The organism is Helicobacter cetorum MIT 00-7128 (genome assembly GCF_000259255.1).
Lineage (GTDB): Bacteria > Campylobacterota > Campylobacteria > Campylobacterales > Helicobacteraceae > Helicobacter > Helicobacter cetorum_B.
This window is the reverse complement of the sequence record NC_017737.1, coordinates 374,479-391,880: the sequence shown is the minus strand read 5'-3', so window position 1 is coordinate 391,880 and position 17,402 is coordinate 374,479. Positions and strand designations below refer to the sequence as shown.

The window sequence follows — 17,402 nt, the reverse complement described above, 5'->3', positions numbered from 1 at the left end:
CATACTAGGAGCTAGTGGGAGCGGAAAAACCGCTCTTTCTATTGAACTAGCCCAAAAATTAGATGCTGAAATCTTTTCTTTGGATTCTTTGAGTATTTATAAAGATATTAATATCGCTTCGGCTAAACCAAGCTTAGAAGAGCGAAAGAATATCAAGCATTACGCCCTAGATTATCTCAATATTGATGAAAAGAATAACGCCCAAATTTTTAAAACCCTTTTAGAAGATGCTATTAGAGTATGCCCTAAAAAGATTTTACTCATTGTTGGGGGGAGTAGCTTTTATCTCAAATCTATTTTAGAAGGCTTAAGTGAGATGCCAAAGCCTAGCAAAGAGCAAATCTTAAAAATAGAGCAAGAAATCAACGCCCTAACTAACCCTTATGAGTTTTTAAAATCCATTGACCCTAACACAGCTTTTAAAATCCACTATAACGACACTTATCGCATTCATAAGGCTTTAGAAATCTTTTATCTCACGCACACTCCGCCAAGTGAGTATTTTAAAAAAAATCCCAAAAAACCCTTTGAGCATGCCATATCTTTATTTGCTCTTAGTATTAAAAAAGACACACTTCAAAATAACATCAAAAACCGCACTAAAAATATGCTTAATCTTGGTCTTATTGAAGAAATCAAAGCCCTTTATACAAAATACCCCAAAGATTCACAGCCTTTTAAAGCCATAGGCGTTAAAGAGAGTATTCTTTATTTAGAAAAACGCCTAACCCTTAATGAGCTAGAAGAAGCGATTTTTTCTAACACGATGAAATTAGCCAAGCGACAAAATACTTTCAATAAAACACAATTTCAAAATCTCTGTATGGGGGGCATTGAAGAAATTAAACGAGCGATTTTAAAAGATTGTGGCATTTAATATTTTTTAGTCTTTAATCAAAATACTGCAAGATATTAAAGCTTATTATGTTAGAATAATAGTTGCTTTAAGTCATAATCACATTACTAAATTTTAGGACATTTAATGACAACTCCACTCATAAAATTCTTTAAAACCCTTTTTGTGCCTAAAAGTAATATAAACTTAGACAATCGTTTCTTTTTAATGCTCTTAATCACCATTATTTCTTGTATTTTTTCTTTAAAGACACAACATGAATATATTAATTATTTATTTATTGCCAAAGAAACTTTTAAGACTGCTTTTTTTGGTTTTTCTATCTATTTTTTATCCTATTTTATTTTAAGTTATGTTAAAAATAATCGCATTAGTCATTTTTTAAAAAATACTTTCTTAATTCTTGTATGCCTATTTGGAATAGTGGATATTTTTAATGCCTATTATTTCAATATGCCTATATCTACTATTATGATACAAACCATTCTAGCCACAAATCCTAGTGAGAGTAAAGCCTTTTTTGAAAGCGTGATTCTTGCTAGACCTTTAATCCCTATTCTTTATATTGTATTTTTGTGTTCTTTTTTATATTTTATGCGTTTTAACATGCACATCTCATTAAAGAAAACTTGCTTTATCAATGGCTTTCTTATGCTCATTATTCTTTCGCATGGTTTTAAAAGCTTGATGACTCAACATACTTTGTATTACACCACAAACACTCTAGCCAACTCCACACCCTTAACAAAAAGTCTTTATGCTTTTTATTTAGCCAAAACAGAACAAGTAGGATTAAAGTTCTTAGAAAATTTAAATAAATTCTCAAAAAAAGATTATTTAAGTGTAGAAGAAAATCCTATTGCTAATGTTGTCTTAATCATCGGCGAAAGTGCGAGCAAGAATTTTATGCGACTCTATGGCTATAACGCCCCTAATAACCCCTTATTAAGCAAAATCGCCAACGAGAGAGAGAGAGAGAGAGAGAGAAGTAAAACGCCCTTCGCTTTATATTTTTAAGAATGCTGTTTCTAGCGAGGCTTTTACTTTAGAGAACTTCACACGCCTTTTAACTTATAGTGATTATGAAAATAGAAATACCCCATGGTATCAGTTCAATAATCTTGGTAATATTTTCAAACAAGCCAATTATAAAACCTTTGATTTAGACAATCAAGAATCTTTACGAGCATTAGAACCCAAGCTTACACCCTATTATTTGTTATCATTACCATTTGATATGGCTTTTAATTATAACAACAATTGGCATGTTTTAGATGAGTGGTTAATTCATGGTGCAAAAAATAAAATATTGCCTAACCTTGAAACTAATAATTTTATTCTGTTGCATTTAATGGGTAGTCATGGAATTTATAACGAGCGTTTCCCCAAAAACTTCGCCAAATTCAAACCAAGCGACTTGTCTTTTACTAAATTACATGTAAGTAATGACAAAGACAAGCAAATTGTCGCTGATTATGTTAATTCGCTTTATTATAACGATTATATTCTCAATGAAATTTTTAATCTCTTTAAAGATAAAGACGCCATAGTGTTTTATCTAAGCGACCACGCCCAAGATATTTTTGAAAGTGGCTCTACCTTTGGGCATAAATGCTCTAAAAAAGGCGTAGAAATCCCTTTTATGATTTATGTGAGTGATATTTTTAAAGAAAGACACCCTAAAAAAGTAGAGTTGATTAAACAAGCTTTGAATAAGCCCTTTATGAGCGATGATTTAATCCATTCGCTCTTACCTTTAGTAGGCATACATACCAAAGATGAAATAGAGAGTAAAAATCTTTTTAGCCCTAAGTTTGATACTACAAGAAAAAGGATTTTTTGTAATAGTATCAATTATGATGAGATTAAGTAAGCACAACTAGAAAAATGGGGTAGCTCCCTAAGTTTTAGAATAAGTTTTTTAAAATTCTTTTCTTTTAAAAAAGAATTTCTTATCATTCAATAACAAGCCTTTTTTATGCGAAAATACAATATATTTACCCTACCTTAAAATTTTCACTTCTTCTTCTAAACAAATGCCCCATTCTTGCCATACTCTAGCCTTGGCTAATTCTATCAATTCTAGTGCTTCTTCAAATTCTGCACCACCCAAATTCACTAAAAAATTCGCATGCTCTTTGGCAAAGCCCACTCTTTTAAGACAATAGCCCTTTAAACCCACGCTTTCTAGGAGTCTTCCTGCATAATCATTAGGCGGATTTTTAAAACAACTCCCAAAATTAGGCAATTTAGGATGGCTTTTTCGCATGCTTTTACACGCTTTAAAAACTTCTTCTCTAAAGTTAGGCACTTTTTTAAATCTCGCTCTTAAAACAATGCCATTAAACGCACTGCCACGATAACTTAAGCCTAAATTCTTATTCTCTAGCCATTCATTATTAATATAAGCACTTTCTAAAATATTTTTAATTTCAAATTCTTTCATACCGGCATTCATTTTGATTAACGCCCCTAAAGTGCCGGGTAATTGCCCTAAAAACTCCAAACCCCCCAAATTGTTCGCCCTAAAATAACCAAAAATTTTAGCCGCATTTGTCGCCCCCCCTACTTCAATCATCTCGCCCTTATCGCAAATATAATCATAATTTTTGCCTAACAAGGCGAGATTTTTAACTCTAGGAGCGATTAAAAGATTGTTCGCTAGACCTATAATTTGATGTTCTTTAGAGATTTCATTATCATTTTCTAAAACACTCACTTTTAAGGGTGTGCCGATTTTCACGCTACTATAAGAAGAAAAATCAATAATTTTTTCTAACATTTCTAGCCTATGAACTTAGGAATGAGTTTGATTAAGGTTTTTGTGTAATCTAAAAGCATGTTGGTCATCCAAGGCATGGTTAAAATAATGACGCCAATCACAGCTAAAATCTTAGGCACAAAGGATAAGGTCATTTCATTGATTTGAGTGGTCGCTTGAAAAATACTCACTAATAGCCCCACCACTAAGCCCACTAACAATACCGGTAAAGAAATCATCAAAGTGATTTTATAAGTCTCAATGGCGAGTTTCATCAGTTGTGCTTCCATAATATTCCTTTCTATATTCCTTTTTGGGGGGTTTGTAAGATTTCTTCTAGCTCTTTAAAGCTTTTTTCAAAAGGTTGTAAGGCGTTTTCATCTTGCATTAAAAATTGCTCCATTAAAGCCTTTTTATTAATCGCTTCATCAAGTTCTCTATCATTTCCCATTTGATAAGAGCCGATACGAATGAGCATTTCATTTTCTTTCAATAACGCATACAAACGGCGGAATTTTCTCGCATTTAGGTTTTGAGACTCGCTTGTTATATCTCTAGCTACCCTTGATGCGGAGTTGAGGATATTGATAGGCGGATAGATACCATAATCGGTTAGCTCCCTACTTAGGACAATATGCCCATCTAAAATACTTCTGGCTTGGTCAGCTATAGGGTCGCTTAAATCATCGCCCTCTACTAGCACGCTAAAAAAGGCGGTAATACTTCCCTTGCCCTCTTCTTTGCCAGCTCTTTCCATAAGCTGGGGTAATAATGAAAGTGCCGATGGGGGGTAGCCTTTGGAAGTGGGCGGTTCGCCTAAGGACAGACCGATTTCTCTTTGAGCCATAGCAAAACGAGTAACCGAATCCATCATAAACAACACATCTAACCCTTGATTTTTAAAATACTCCGCCACGCTCATCGCACAAAACGCCCCATATTTTCGCATTAAAGGGCTATCATCGCTTGTGGCAACAATCAGCACACAAGAGCTTAAATCCCCTTTGAGATTCTTTTCTATAAATTCAGGTATTTCTCTACCCCTTTCGCCTATTAGAGCAATCACTTTAATTTGTGCCGCACAACCCCTAGTAATCATGCCCATTAAAGTGGATTTACCCACCCCAGAACCTGCAAAAATACCTAGTTTTTGCCCCTTACCACAAGTCAAAAGCCCATCAATGCTCTTTACCCCCACGCTAAAAACCTCATCAATCAAGCCTCTTTTTAAGGGGGCAATAGGAGTAGTAATCACAGGAGCTAGGCTCTCATAATCTAATGCCCCCTTATTATCAATGGCTTGTCCTAAAGGGTTTAGCACTCTTCCTAAAAGATTACGACCCACAGGAAAAGTCAGTCCCTCTTTTAAAAACAGCACTTTATCGCCAGCTCTAGTGCCTTCTATAAAACTAAAGGGCGTGAAACCAAATTGCTCTTTTTCTACCACCACGACCATTCCCACGCATTCTGTGCCATCGCTTTTCTCAATTTTAACCACATCGCCCACTGATGGGTTAAAACCATTCGCATAAACGATATTTGGCATGATTTTTTTCACACTCCCATAGCGGGGCGATAAATCAAAATTTTGATTCAAGCGGTTTTTAAGCGATTTTAGGGGCATTTAAAACTCTTTAGTGAATAACACTTCAGTAATTTGACGCACATTTTTGATTCTATTGACATGGATAATGACATCAATCGCACTCTTAAAATACGCTTGCATCAAATCCTTATCTAAAGAATGCGAATATCGCATGCCCAAATTCAATGAAAGAGCTTCTAAAGTTTTTTTAGCACTACTTGCATGAATGGTTGAAAGCATGCCCTTATGCCCCGTGTTTCCTAAACGCAAAAATAGTGCCGCATTTCTTGTGTCAATCTCGCCTACAATGAGCCTATCAGGGTTTAGTCGCATAGCCATATTCAAGGCATCTTCATAATTAAAGCACCCATTTTCTTGCTTACCCACTAAAAGCCCTATAGAATTTTCAAACGCCTTTAAATCTAGCTCCTGACTATCTTCAACGCTCACAATTCTTTCATCTTTATTCACACAATTTAAAAGAGCGTTTAGCAAGCTTGTTTTCCCACTTGAAGTCTCCCCACTAATAAGAATATTATGCCCCTTTAATGCCAATTCTTTTAAGCTCTCTTTATCGCTTGTTTTAAAAGCGAAATCATCTAAATTTAAGGGGTTAAGTTGTGGCACACGGATATTAAGCGTAATTTGATGGTTAGTGGTAATGCTAAAATGATTCGCACTCACTCTATAGCGTGTAAAAGGAATGGAGCAATTAAGCGTAGGGTGAAATTCATCAAAAAATAACCCCCTAAAACTTGCTAATTGCTCACAAAATCTCAGTAAAAATTCCTTGCTAAAAAGCTCCGCTTTGATTTTTTCTCGTGTGTTATTGACTTTATAAAGCCAAAGTTCTTGTTCGTTATTGATAATCAGTTCTGTAATGCCACTTTCTAAAAAAGGCGTAAAATGGGCGATTAGGGCTTGTAAAACTCTATGGGTTTGTAAAGTTTGCAAAGCCCTATTTCCTTATTGTTGTTCTTTTAAAACTTGCTCGCAACGCTTACAAGGTGTATTTTCTAACTCGCTTTTAAAACGCCAACATCTGGGGCATTTAAAAAAGGGGGCTTTAAAAAGCACGAATTTTTTGTTTTGGCTTAATTTTTCTTTAGCCATATTCTCTTTAAATTGCCCCACAAAGCTTACCATAAGCAATTCTTCTACTAAGTTTTCATTGAGCGTTTTGTCTTTAATTTCAATGCCACATTCTAGTGAATTCTTGATTACGCCTTCTTTTTTCAATTTGTCTAGCTCTTCACTAAAAATAGAACGCAATTCCAAGATTTCTTTAAAATCTTGCTTTTTTAGTTCTTTAATGCGAAGTTTTTCTAAAACCTTAATATCTTTTAAGTCAAACACATCTTTAGCTTCTAAAAACGCACGAAGCACTCCGCTATGCTCTAAGACTTCTTCAATGCTGTGTGTTAAAATCGGAGCTAGAAAGTAACACAACCTACTAGCTACAGCCAGCAAAACCATTTGAATGGCTCGGCGTTTTTCATTGTCTATGCTATCACAATACAAGCTATCCTTACAAGCATCTAAATAAATCCCACTCAATTCATTAGTAACAAACGCCATTAAAATATTCAAGCCCTTAACAAAATCATGCTCTTCAAACGCACTATTAACTTCATTACTCATGGTTTCTAATTTTTCTAATAAGAAACTATCTAAAGAGCTAAAAGTATGAGAGTGTTCTAAATCTTTAAGCGTCATATCGCTAAAATTAGCGAGTAAGAATTTTAAGGTGTTTCGGAATTTCTTATAATGTTGCTCAGTTTGGGCAAAAAAGGTTTGAGAGACTCTTAAATCGTTTTGATAGTCATTAAACGCCACCCATAAACGCACAATATCGCTCCCATGCTTTTTGAGTAAGCTATCTAAGGACACGACATTGCCCTTAGATTTACTCATCTTTTCGCCCTTTTCATCTACGATAAAGCCATGCGTAATAACCTTTTTAAAAGGGGCAATGTTATTTAAAATACAGCCTAGTAAGAGCGAGCTTTGAAACCACCCCCTATGCTGATCACTCCCTTCTAAAACAATATCGCTAGGACTTTGCCCTTTTGTCCCCTTATAGTCTTCTAAAACCGCCTTAAAGGTGCTAGCACTATCAAACCACACATCTAAAATATGCATGACTTTTTCATAGTGTTTAGCATTATCTTTATGACTAGGGGGCAATAAATCCACTACGCTATATTCCCACCATATATCACAGCCCTTTTCTTCAAAAAGTTTAATCACATGTTCTAAGACTTCTGTTTCAAAACAAGGCTTATTCGTGCGTTTGTCTATAAAAAAGGCTAATGGAACACCCCATTTTCTTTGCCTACTCAAGCACCAGTCAGGGCGATTCTCTATCATGGTTTTTAGGCGATTTTTCCCAGAGCTAGGCACAAATTCCACTTTCTCAATCGCATTTAGAGCCACTTCTCTTAAAGTTTTTTTAGAGCCATCATTTTGAATAAAAGGCTCGTCCATTAGAATAAACCACTGCGTCGTCGCTCTATAAATCACCGGTTTGTGCGTTCTCCAGCAATGTGGATAGGAATGCTCAATCTCTTGTTCTAACAAGAGTGAATCGCCTAGTTGCTCTATAATGCGTTTTTGAGCCTTAAAAACATGTTCGCCTAGGTAGCTTTTATCTAATAATTTTTTATGAATAATGCTCTCATCATAGCAACCCTTTTCATCTACAGGCATAAGCACCTCTAAATTGTATTCTAAGCCTAGATAGTAGTCATCTTCACCATGTCCAGGGGCTGTATGAACTGCCCCTGTGCCATCTTCTAAACCTACATGTTTGCCTAAAACAACAAGCGATTCTCTGTTATTTAGTGGGTTTGTAGCGACTAAATATTCCAAATTATTCGCATTAAATTCATGCGTAATCTCACTATCCACCACCTTTAAAGCGACTAACTTCTCATGCAAGGCTTTTGCAACGATATAACCCTTTTTGGTAAGCACATAAATGGCGTCTCTTTTTAGAGCAATCGCTACATTCGCACACAAAGTCCAAGGCGTGGTCGTCCAAATTACTAAACTAGCTTTAGTAACCTTTAATTTTTCTAGACTCTCATTTTTTAAACTAAATGCTACAAACACTGAAGGCGATTTTTTCATTTTATATTCCACTTCAGCTTCAGCTAAAGCACTCTCACATGCATAACTCCAATAAATGGGCTTATGGCGTTCTTTTAAAAGCCCTTTTTTAGCCACTTCTACTAAGGCTTTATAAATGCTTGCTTCAAATTTAAAATCCATCGTTTTATAAGGCTCTTCAAAATCCCCTAAAACGCCTAATTGCAAAAACTCTTCTTTTTGGATTTCTAAAAATTTCTTAGCATGCTCTCTACACTTCTCTCTAAAAAGCGTGGGGTTTTCTAGGCTTGTTTTTTCTTTTTCTAATTGCTCTAAAATTTGTTGCTCAATGGGTAAGCCATGGCAATCCCAGCCGGGCGTATAATAAACTTTCTTCCCCTTAAAATACTCTCTCTTAACAACAATATCTTTTAAAATCTTATTGAGTGCATGCCCTAAATGCAAATGCCCATTCGCATAAGGTGGACCATCATGCAAAGTGAAACTCCCATGATTATTCTTTCTTTTTTGCATGCGTTTAAACGCCCCTTGCTCTTGCCATTTGGCATAAGTCTTAGGCTCATTAACGCTTAAATTCCCTTTCATAGAAAAGGTAGTCGCATTTAGATTTAGGGTATTTTTGTATTCTTTCATTCCATTATCCTTATTTAGTGGTGTTTTTAGGCTCTACATAAAGATGTATATCTTTTCTAGGCACATTTTTTAAAGTAGGCACTTGTAAAATAGTGTATTCTTCTACTCCTTTTAGATAATGCAAGCTAATAATATCGCCCACTTTTACTTCCTTGCTAGGTTTAGTGCAACTACCATTAAGTTGCACAGCCTTTTCATTACACATATCTGTCGCTAAAACACGCCTTTTAATTAAACCCACTGATTGTAAAAATTTATCTATTCGCATGTGATTATTCTATCCTATTATTGCTTGTTCTTAGTTGTAACTTTTATATTATTTTAAGTTATGCTACTATCTAAAAACAAATTTGAATAAGGAAATTTTTTGAAAAAATACGCTCTTTTATGTAGTTTTATGACTGCGTTTCTTTTTAGCTCTTGTTTATCCCCCAAAATTAAGAATACAAGTTTAGTAAGCATTTTTATCGCTCATCAAGGACAGAGTGTCCGCACTTATTGGCGTAAAATTGATAGAGAAACTATTTCTAAGCATAATGCTCTGTTAAAAGAAAAAGGACTTTTTAATAGCGACCCTTATAAGGGCGCTGAAAAACTCAAGCTCAAAGACCCTAGAGGGCGTTTAATTGCACTAGGAGGGAATAACTTTTTTATGCTTTTATGGAAAAATAGCTATTCTAAAGCCAAAACCCAAACTATCAAACTAGAGCCCGGATATTATTATTTAGATTCCTTTAGTGTCCATACAGAAAAAAATATTATTCAAAGCGCTCCAGGCTATCCAAGTTTAAGAAATGGTTATGATTTTAAAAACAATCAGCCCTTTTTCCTAGCTTTTGAAGTTAAGCCTAATCAAAAAAATATCATTCTTCCTAGCGTAGAAGTAGCCCTTAAGCCTCTTAAAAATGGGGTTGTAGGCGTGTTTTTATTCAATAATAATGAAAAGGGTGCTAATGTTAAATGGATTGAGGGGAGTTTAAATCAAAAACTTAAAAACTATTCCTTAAAAGATATAATAGACCATTAAAGCCTTTTTAAAAGACTTTAAAACCGATAGACATAATCCGCACTCCATGTAACATAACTTTCAAAAAATCCTCTAGGGATTTTTACTTGCATAGGTCTTATGCTCTCACAAGTCTTTGGCTTTTTCTTAGAGCAATTTGGAGCATCGCCATGAATACTAGCGCTCAATTCTAGCGTGTGGTGTCTATCGCCCATTCTCAAACCTAACGAGCCATAGCCTTGAAATTGTGCAACTTGGCTATTCCATCTTCCAAAATATCCAACCTGCACGCTCTCACCCCCTAGTCCAGCCCCTATAAAATAACCGACAAATAATTTATCGTTTTCGTAAATATTATGCAAAAAATCTATGAAAAAGCTATAAGTATTCATAATAATACTTGAAGATGTTTTATAATTATTTATAATCTTATTTTGCGTTGTTGCTAACCATGGATTTAATATTTTCATTATTTGATTTAACGGATCGTTATTATTAAAAAATGCATGTCGGTATTGATAACTAATTGTATTTGTATCCATATAATCACCGACGCTATAAGCGTATTGAAACCCTCCCCTCACTCCAAAACTCATTTTTTTAACTCTAACAGGAGCGATGTATTGATAACCTACTTTAAAATTAGCACCATTTAGAAGTGTGTTAGGATTTTTTCTATCTAAAATCATATAAGTTTCTGAAGAAACACCTAAAAGATTATTGTCTATACGACCATTAGTCCAATTTGTTGATAGAAAACCATTAGGAAGCACATTCCACGAATACATCCCACTATACCCAAGTCCAGCAAAAAGACCGCTTCTATCCACTCTTTTATGTTTAGGCTTGATTTCTTGTTTGGCTAAAACTTCTTTAACTTTCTTTTCAATGAGTTCATTAAGCTTGCTTTCATCTAAAGCATAGCTAAGATTAAACCCTAACGCAGAATAGAAAGCGATTTTAAAAAACTTCTTACTTGATTTTAAAATAATGGGGGGGGGGTAACTTGCATATCTTTTTCCTATTTAAAATATGGTTTGAAATATGATAGCAAACTTAAACTTAAACTAAGAAACTTTGACCATACGACTTGATTAAAAAATTACTCTTTATATATCTGTATAATCTATGAAATTATTTAAAAAATAGCGTTTTGAGAGAGTTTAATCTATTTGACTAAATTTTTAACAAGGATTGCACTAACCAAAAACTAGGGACAACCCCATTGGAGTTACCCCTAGCCCACACGGACTTAATCTTCTTCGTGATGTCCGTGATGACCATGACAGCAACCCTCTTCGTGATGCTCTCCATGATGCTCTTCGCCACCTGAATAGTGGTGGTGGTGGTGGTGATGTTCACCGCCATGATAGTGGTGATGATGATGGTGTTGATGATGATGGTGGTGTTCGCCGTGATGTTCATGGTGTGCCATGATGTCTCCTTTATTTTAAAATTTTAATACTAGCAATTCTTATTTGCTAGACCTTGATTCTAAGCCACAAAAGTCAACCAATTGTTAACTTTTGAATTTTATTCATTAACTTTCAAGCATTTTATAAGCAAAACCTACATAAAATTGCCCCTAATCCAAGGCTAAAATATAATAGAACGCATTCAAGCTAAATTTTAGATTGTGGTTATCATACCAAGAAGTTTTTTAGTGGAGAAACTTAATAGCCAAAGGCTGAAATAGCCATTGACCACTATAAGAGAGCAAGAGCCAATAAAAAGTGGCTTTGCCCCCTAAGCCTTACAATAACTTAATTTTTAGCATTATTGTTATTGTTGTTTTGCGCATTGTTGTTGTTATTATTTTTCGCATTGTTGTTGTTATGGTTGCAAGCGTTGTTATTGTTGTTGTTTTGCGCATTGTGGTTGTGGTTGTTATTGTTAGACATGGTGTCTCCTTTAATTGAAATTTGTATTTTTAGAGCTTTCGCTCAACCTAATTTTGCTACCTGCTACTCAAAGCTTGTCAAAACCAAGTCTCAATGTTTGCGTTAGAAAATTGTGGTAGTAATAACGCTACATACCAAACTTAGCAACTTTCTGCTTGCTAGTTACCTAGCATAACATCTCTTGCTTGAGTTGCCCCAACTACTTAGATATATCTAAGTAGTTGGATTGTTAATATAAGCCACAAGAACCATTAATTGTTAAACAAAATCAAGTTTTTATCTATCTTTTTAAAAATCTTTGAATTTGCACTATCTATATTATCAATTATTAGTATTAGAGTTTTTTGCCACTTTCACAAAAAGCGTTCAATTTAAGATAAAAAAGCTATAATGCCTTTCATATACAAAACTTTTAAAGCACAAAGCTACTAAGGCAAGTGCTTTTTAAGTATAATAGTTGGAGTAGGAATCAACTCTTATGGTTGTAGCCAAGAAGTCCTTAGGACAGCATTTTTTAACAGATGAGTCGTTTTTAGACCAGATTGTAAGCGCTTTGCCCCCATTAGACCAAGTGAATTTAATTGAAATTGGAGTGGGGCTAGGCGATTTGACTTGCAAGTTGTTAGATTTGTATCCGCTAAAGACTTATGAAATAGATAACGAGCTGTGTGAGCGCATACGAGCAAGGCTTGAGAGAGAGAAAAGGCGCTTTGCTTTGGAGCTTGTGTCTCAAGATGCGCTTTTTTTAAACGAGCAAGAGCCTTATTTTTTAGTCTCTAATTTGCCTTATTACATCGCTACTAGGCTTGTATTAAATGCTCTTAAAGACCCTAAGTGTAGGGGTTTATTAGTGATGACACAAAAAGAAGTAGCGTTAAAGTTTTGTGCCAAAGAAAACACTCAAAACGCCTTAAGTGTTCTAGCTGGTGCTATAGGGAATGCCACTCTTTTATTTGATGTGCCACCTAGTGCGTTTAGTCCGCCACCTAAGGTGTTTTCTAGCGTGTTTCAAGTCATTAAAGAGCGTTCTAAAGAAGACACATTAGCTTGTTTAGGGCAAAAGGGTGTCTTAGAAAAAATGGATTTTGACAAGGCGTTAACACTTGGCTTTGACAGATTAGAAGATTTTTTGAAAGCTTGTTTCATAGCCCCTAGAAAGACGCTTTCAAACAATCTTAAAAAAAGCGTTTCTTATCAAGAAAAGCTTGCTAAGGTGTTAGAATTTTTAGAACTAGAGGGACAACCCCATAGCATAAGGGCATCTGAGATTAGAGATTATCTCAAGCTCTTAGATTTTATTTTGGATTAGATATTACCTTTTTATAAAAGGATAAATAAATATAGTAAAGGAAGAACCCAATGCAAGAGAATAACGAGCATAACAATTATGAGAATAATGAGCACTCATACAACCACAATCAACCCAATTCTAATCATAACGAGCCTAGAGTTGGGGCATTCAATCGTTTTGCTAACCGCAAAAAACGCTTTAAAGAAAATGCGCAAAACAAAGATGAGAATAACCACAATCAAAAACCCCATAAAAAAGAGCATGCAAACAACCACAATAAAAAAGAAAGGTCAAATAACCCTAACCACAACAAACCCAAAAATGCTCCACAAAAAACAAGAAATTACGCTAAAGAAGAGCTGGATAAAAACAAAGTAGAGGGCGTAACAGAGATTTTACATGTGAATGAGAGAGGAACTTTAGGCTTTCATAAAGAACTAAAAAAAGGCGTTGAGGCTAATAATAAAATTCAAGTGGAACACTTAAATCCGCATTATAAGATGAATTTAAACTCTAAAGCAAGCGTTAAAATCACGCCTTTGGGGGGCTTGGGCGAAATTGGGGGCAATATGATGGTCATTGAAACCCCAAAAAGTGCTATTGTGATTGATGTGGGCATGAGCTTTCCTAAAGAAGGGCTATTTGGCGTGGATATTTTAATCCCAGATTTTTCTTATCTGCACCAAATCAAGGACAAAATCGCTGGTATTATCATCACCCATGCCCATGAAGACCACATAGGAGCAACGCCTTATTTATTCAAAGAATTGCAATTCCCCCTTTATGGCACACCCCTAAGTTTAGGTCTTATTGGAAGCAAGTTTGATGAACATGGCTTGAAAAAATACCGCTCGTATTTTAAAATCATTGAAAAACGCTGTCCTATTAGCATTGGCGAATTTATTATTGAATGGATTCATATCACGCACTCTATCATTGATAGTAGTGCGTTAGCCATTCAAACTAAAGCAGGCACGATTATTCATACCGGCGATTTTAAGATTGACCACACTCCTGTAGATAACTTACCCACTGATTTGTATCGCCTAGCTCATTATGGTGAAAGGGGGGTCATGCTTTTATTAAGCGATTCTACCAACTCTCATAAAGCTGGCACCACCCCAAGTGAAAGCACCATAGCCCCTACCTTTGACGCCCTTTTTAAAGAAGCACAAGGAAGAGTGATTATGAGCACTTTCTCTAGCAATATCCATAGGGTGTATCAAGCCATACAATATGGCATTAAATACAACCGAAAAATCGCCGTAATCGGTCGCTCCATGGAAAAAAACCTAGACATTGCTAGAGAGCTAGGCTATATCCATTTGCCCTATCAGTCCTTCATTGAGGCTAATGAAGTGGCGCAATACCCTGATAATGAAGTTTTAATCGTAACCACCGGTTCACAAGGCGAAACCATGAGCGCTTTATATCGCATGGCTACTGATGAGCATCGCCATATTTCTATCAAACCAAGCGATTTAATCATTATTTCAGCTAAAGCCATTCCGGGTAATGAGGCAAGTGTTTCAGCGGTGTTGAATTTCTTAATGAAAAAAGAGGCCAAAGTGGCTTACCAAGAGTTTAATAATATCCATGTAAGCGGGCATGCCGCTCAAGAAGAACAAAAGCTTATGCTAAGACTTATTAAGCCCAAGTTTTTCTTGCCTGTGCATGGGGAGTATAACCATGTCGCACGCCACAAACAAACCGCTATAGCTTGCGGAGTGCCTGAAAAAAATATCTATTTAATGGAAGATGGCGACCAAGTAGAAGTAAGCCCTAATTTCATTAGAAAAGTCGGCACCATTAAGAGTGGGAAAAGCTATATTGACAATCAAAGTAGCCTAAGCATTGACACTAATATCGTGCAACAAAGAGAAGAAGTCGCTAGTGTAGGGGCGTTTTTTGCCACGCTTTTTATCAATAAAAACAAACAAGCCCTTTTGGAAAGCTCTCAATTTTCTAGCCTAGGACTTGTAAGCTTTAAAGATGAAAAGAATTTGACTAAAGAAATTCAAGGGGGCTTAGAAATGCTATTAAAATCTAGTAATGCTGAAATCTTTAGCCACCCTAAGAAATTAGAAGATTGTGTGCGTAATTTCATTAGAAAATCGTTGTTTAAGAAGTTTAGAAAATATCCAGCCATTATTTGTCATGTCCACGCATCTTAATTTTAATGCCATTGCCCAACAAGTTTTACAAGATGAGGCACATGCACTTTTAGAAAGCACAAGGCAATTTCAAACTTCTAATGATTTAGAAAAAATCATCAAGCTTATTTTAGAGAGCCAAAAAAGGGGTGGCAAGCTTGTTGTTGTGGGCGTAGGCAAAAGTGCCTTAGTCGCTCAAAAAATTGTGGCGTCCATGCTAAGCACCGGCAATAAAAGCGCTTTTTTACACCCAACAGAGGCTATGCATGGGGACTTAGGCTTGGTAGATAAAAACGATATTATTCTAATGATTAGTTATGGGGGGGAATCTCAAGAATTATTAAGTGTTTTTTCACACCTAAAACGCTTGAGCTATAAAATCATCACCATGACTAAAAGCCCTACTAGCTCGCTCTCTAAACTAGGCGATTATTATTTGAGCCTAAAAATTGATAAAGAGGCTTGCCCAATCAATACCGCCCCTACAACTTCCACCACACTCACCCTTGCACTAGGCGATGCTTTAATGGCATGTTTAATGCAAGCAAAGAATTTTAGCAAAGAAGATTTTGCGTCCTTTCATCCTGGCGGGCTTTTAGGCAAAAAGCTTTTTGTGAAAGTCAAAGATTTATTGCAAACCACCAATCTTCCTTTAATAACGCCCAACACAAGCTTTAAAAATGCGCTCATAGAAATGAGCGAAAAACGCTTGGGTAGTGCGATTTTAGTCAATGAAAATAACGAGCTTGTAGGGGTATTAAGCGATGGCGATGTGCGTAGAGCGTTATTAAAGGGGCTTAGTTTAGATAGTGAAGTCAAGCATTTTGCCACTCTAAAACCTAAAAGCTTTAACAATTTAGACGCCCTTATTTTAGAGGCGTTAGAATTTTTAGAGCACCATAAAATCCAGCTTTTAGTGTGTGTGGATACTCAAAATAAAGTTTTAGGGGTCTTACACTTACACCAACTTTTAGAATTAGGGTTATCTAATGAAACCTAGCATTTATGATTTTACTTTAGATGAATTAAGCCAACTTTTAAAACCAAGTTTTAGGGCTAAACAACTCTATTTGTGGCTCTATGCGAAGTATAAAACAAGCTTTAAGGACATGCAAAATAATTTTTCAAAAGATTTTATCGCTTATTTGGAACAAGAATTTATCTTACGCACTATAGAAATCACGCATGTTAGTAAGAGCATTGATGGTTCTAAAAAATATCTTTTTAAGTCTTTAATAGATGGTCATACTTTTGAAGCAGTGCTTTTAAAGATGAAAGATAAAAAGATTGATGAAGAGTCTGGTGCCATACTAGAAGGGGAAAAATACACCGTATGCGTGTCTTGTCAAGTAGGCTGTCAAGTAGGCTGTACATTTTGTTTCACTCAAAAAGGCGGTTTTGCAAGAAACTTAAAAGCAAGTGAAATTATCCAACAAGCCCTACTCATTAAAGAAGACAATAACTTACCTATTGAAAAAGCGCTTAACATTGTCTTTATGGGAATGGGTGAGCCTTTGAATAACTTAGATGAAGTGTGTAAAGCAATTGAGATTTTTAAGGTCGGCTTACAAATTTCACCTAAGAGAATCACGATTTCTACTAGTGGCGTAGCCGATAAAATTCCTGTGTTAGCGAGTAAGAATCTAGGCGTGCAATTAGCCATATCTTTACACGCTGTAGATGATAAAACCCGCTCATCTTTAATGCCTTTGAATAAAAAATACAATATTGAATGTGTTTTGAATGAAGTAAGACTTTGGCCTTTAGAACAACGCAAAAGAGTGATGTTTGAATACCTTTTGATTAAAGATTTAAACGATAGCCTGGATTGCGCTAAAAAACTTCTAAAACTTTTAAATGGCATTAAATCTAAAGTGAATTTGATTTTATTCAATCCGCATGAGGGCTCCAAGTTTCAACGCCCTAGTATAGAGAGCGCTAGAATTTTTGCAGACTTTTTAAACTCTAAAGGGTTATTATGCACTATTAGAGAATCCAAAGCCCTAGATATTGAGGCAGCTTGCGGACAATTAAGAGAGAAGAAACTTAACCAACAATCTTAAGCCTTTTGCCTTTTAAAAATTTAGGCTCTGTTCTAATTATAT

General features: G+C 35.5%; 17 protein-coding genes. 8 read left to right on the top strand and 9 right to left on the bottom strand.

What is annotated here, in order from left to right; translation table 11 throughout:
- Window position 1: 1 nt before the first annotated feature.
- The 3 genes from miaA to HCW_RS09910 all read left to right on the top strand — a co-directional run bounded on the left by miaA (window position 2) and on the right by HCW_RS09910 (window position 2,729).
- On the top strand, window positions 2-877 hold the full coding sequence (gene miaA, locus HCW_RS01885; RefSeq protein WP_081478651.1) for a tRNA (adenosine(37)-N6)-dimethylallyltransferase MiaA: 876 nt from the start codon (window positions 2-4) through the stop codon (window positions 875-877).
- A gap of 105 nt (window positions 878-982) precedes the next feature.
- Window positions 983-1,873, top strand: a complete 891-nt coding sequence (locus tag HCW_RS09915) for a sulfatase (protein WP_014660537.1) — start codon at window positions 983-985, stop codon at window positions 1,871-1,873.
- Complete coding sequence (locus HCW_RS09910; RefSeq protein ID WP_043902577.1) at window positions 1,866-2,729, top strand: phosphoethanolamine transferase; 864 nt, start codon at window positions 1,866-1,868, stop codon at window positions 2,727-2,729. The genes HCW_RS09915 and HCW_RS09910 overlap by 8 nt, the downstream gene beginning before the upstream one ends.
- Before the next feature lie 129 nt (window positions 2,730-2,858).
- Here HCW_RS09910 and HCW_RS01870 read toward each other — a convergent pair whose 3' ends face one another.
- The 6 genes from HCW_RS01870 to HCW_RS01845 are packed head-to-tail and all read right to left on the bottom strand — an operon-like array spanning window position 2,859 to window position 9,214.
- Window positions 2,859-3,638: a UDP-N-acetylmuramate dehydrogenase gene (locus HCW_RS01870; protein ID WP_014660535.1), complete on the bottom strand. Its 780-nt coding sequence runs from the start codon at window positions 3,636-3,638 to the stop codon at window positions 2,859-2,861.
- A 2-nt stretch (window positions 3,639-3,640) separates the two neighbouring features.
- Entirely contained in the window at window positions 3,641-3,907 is a 267-nt protein-coding gene (gene fliQ, locus HCW_RS01865; RefSeq protein ID WP_014660534.1) for a flagellar biosynthesis protein FliQ, read from the bottom strand.
- Window positions 3,908-3,918: 11 nt separating this feature from the next.
- Window positions 3,919-5,241, bottom strand: a complete 1,323-nt coding sequence (gene fliI / locus HCW_RS01860; protein ID WP_014660533.1) for a flagellar protein export ATPase FliI — start codon at window positions 5,239-5,241, stop codon at window positions 3,919-3,921.
- Window positions 5,242-6,156, bottom strand: coding sequence for a CpaF/VirB11 family protein (locus tag HCW_RS01855; protein WP_014660532.1), 915 nt, complete (start codon window positions 6,154-6,156; stop codon window positions 5,242-5,244). It abuts the gene before it with no gap.
- Window positions 6,157-6,168: 12 nt separating this feature from the next.
- Window positions 6,169-8,946: an isoleucine--tRNA ligase gene (gene ileS / locus HCW_RS01850; RefSeq protein ID WP_014660531.1), complete on the bottom strand. Its 2,778-nt coding sequence runs from the start codon at window positions 8,944-8,946 to the stop codon at window positions 6,169-6,171.
- 10 nt (window positions 8,947-8,956) lie between these two features.
- Window positions 8,957-9,214: an RNA-binding S4 domain-containing protein gene (locus HCW_RS01845; protein ID WP_014660530.1), complete on the bottom strand. Its 258-nt coding sequence runs from the start codon at window positions 9,212-9,214 to the stop codon at window positions 8,957-8,959.
- A 129-nt stretch (window positions 9,215-9,343) separates the two neighbouring features.
- On the opposite strand from HCW_RS01845, the gene HCW_RS01840 reads away from it, so the two are divergent.
- Window positions 9,344-9,973, top strand: coding sequence for a hypothetical protein (locus HCW_RS01840; RefSeq protein WP_043902735.1), 630 nt, complete (start codon window positions 9,344-9,346; stop codon window positions 9,971-9,973).
- A 17-nt stretch (window positions 9,974-9,990) separates the two neighbouring features.
- Here HCW_RS01840 and HCW_RS01835 read toward each other — a convergent pair whose 3' ends face one another.
- The 3 genes from HCW_RS01835 to HCW_RS09340 form a co-directional block, all read right to left on the bottom strand.
- A complete protein-coding gene (locus HCW_RS01835; RefSeq protein ID WP_014660528.1) occupies window positions 9,991-10,782 on the bottom strand; it encodes an outer membrane beta-barrel protein in 792 nt (263 codons plus the stop codon).
- A 346-nt stretch (window positions 10,783-11,128) separates the two neighbouring features.
- Complete coding sequence (locus HCW_RS01830) at window positions 11,129-11,377, bottom strand: hypothetical protein (RefSeq protein WP_014660527.1); 249 nt, start codon at window positions 11,375-11,377, stop codon at window positions 11,129-11,131.
- A 338-nt stretch (window positions 11,378-11,715) separates the two neighbouring features.
- Complete coding sequence (locus HCW_RS09340; RefSeq protein ID WP_014660526.1) at window positions 11,716-11,853, bottom strand: hypothetical protein; 138 nt, start codon at window positions 11,851-11,853, stop codon at window positions 11,716-11,718.
- Window positions 11,854-12,331: 478 nt separating this feature from the next.
- Here HCW_RS09340 and rsmA point away from each other — a divergent pair, with 478 nt between their 5' ends.
- The 4 genes from rsmA to rlmN are packed head-to-tail and all read left to right on the top strand — an operon-like array spanning window position 12,332 to window position 17,360.
- Window positions 12,332-13,162 (top strand): 16S rRNA (adenine(1518)-N(6)/adenine(1519)-N(6))-dimethyltransferase RsmA, encoded by an 831-nt coding sequence (gene rsmA / locus HCW_RS01825; RefSeq protein WP_014660525.1) that lies wholly within the window; start codon window positions 12,332-12,334, stop codon window positions 13,160-13,162.
- Window positions 13,163-13,212: 50 nt separating this feature from the next.
- Window positions 13,213-15,318 (top strand): ribonuclease J, encoded by a 2,106-nt coding sequence (locus HCW_RS01820; protein ID WP_014660524.1) that lies wholly within the window; start codon window positions 13,213-13,215, stop codon window positions 15,316-15,318.
- Window positions 15,302-16,297, top strand: coding sequence for a KpsF/GutQ family sugar-phosphate isomerase (locus HCW_RS01815; protein ID WP_014660523.1), 996 nt, complete (start codon window positions 15,302-15,304; stop codon window positions 16,295-16,297). Before HCW_RS01820 ends, HCW_RS01815 begins: the two co-directional genes overlap by 17 nt.
- Entirely contained in the window at window positions 16,287-17,360 is a 1,074-nt protein-coding gene (gene rlmN / locus HCW_RS01810; RefSeq protein ID WP_014660522.1) for a 23S rRNA (adenine(2503)-C(2))-methyltransferase RlmN, read from the top strand. Before HCW_RS01815 ends, rlmN begins: the two co-directional genes overlap by 11 nt.
- Window positions 17,361-17,402 lie beyond the last annotated feature (42 nt).

Bases quoted from the DNA above. Each gene is read 5' to 3' on its own strand.
- fliI (WP_014660533.1), bottom strand. From the start codon at position 5,241: ATGCCCCTAAAATCGCTTAAAAACCGCTTGAATCAAAATTTTGATTTA.
- HCW_RS01840 (WP_043902735.1), top strand. From the start codon at position 9,344: ATGACTGCGTTTCTTTTTAGCTCTTGTTTATCCCCCAAAATTAAGAAT.
- rsmA (WP_014660525.1), top strand. From the start codon at position 12,332: ATGGTTGTAGCCAAGAAGTCCTTAGGACAGCATTTTTTAACAGATGAG.
- ileS (WP_014660531.1), bottom strand. From the start codon at position 8,946: ATGAAAGAATACAAAAATACCCTAAATCTAAATGCGACTACCTTTTCT.
- HCW_RS01830 (WP_014660527.1), bottom strand. From the start codon at position 11,377: ATGAACATCACGGCGAACACCACCATCATCATCAACACCATCATCATC.
- HCW_RS09915 (WP_014660537.1), top strand. From the start codon at position 983: ATGACAACTCCACTCATAAAATTCTTTAAAACCCTTTTTGTGCCTAAA.
- HCW_RS01820 (WP_014660524.1), top strand. From the start codon at position 13,213: ATGCAAGAGAATAACGAGCATAACAATTATGAGAATAATGAGCACTCA.
- HCW_RS09340 (WP_014660526.1), bottom strand. From the start codon at position 11,853: ATGTCTAACAATAACAACCACAACCACAATGCGCAAAACAACAACAAT.
- rlmN (WP_014660522.1), top strand. From the start codon at position 16,287: ATGAAACCTAGCATTTATGATTTTACTTTAGATGAATTAAGCCAACTT.
- fliQ (WP_014660534.1), bottom strand. From the start codon at position 3,907: ATGGAAGCACAACTGATGAAACTCGCCATTGAGACTTATAAAATCACT.
- HCW_RS01845 (WP_014660530.1), bottom strand. From the start codon at position 9,214: ATGCGAATAGATAAATTTTTACAATCAGTGGGTTTAATTAAAAGGCGT.
- HCW_RS01815 (WP_014660523.1), top strand. From the start codon at position 15,302: ATGTCCACGCATCTTAATTTTAATGCCATTGCCCAACAAGTTTTACAA.
- HCW_RS01870 (WP_014660535.1), bottom strand. From the start codon at position 3,638: ATGTTAGAAAAAATTATTGATTTTTCTTCTTATAGTAGCGTGAAAATC.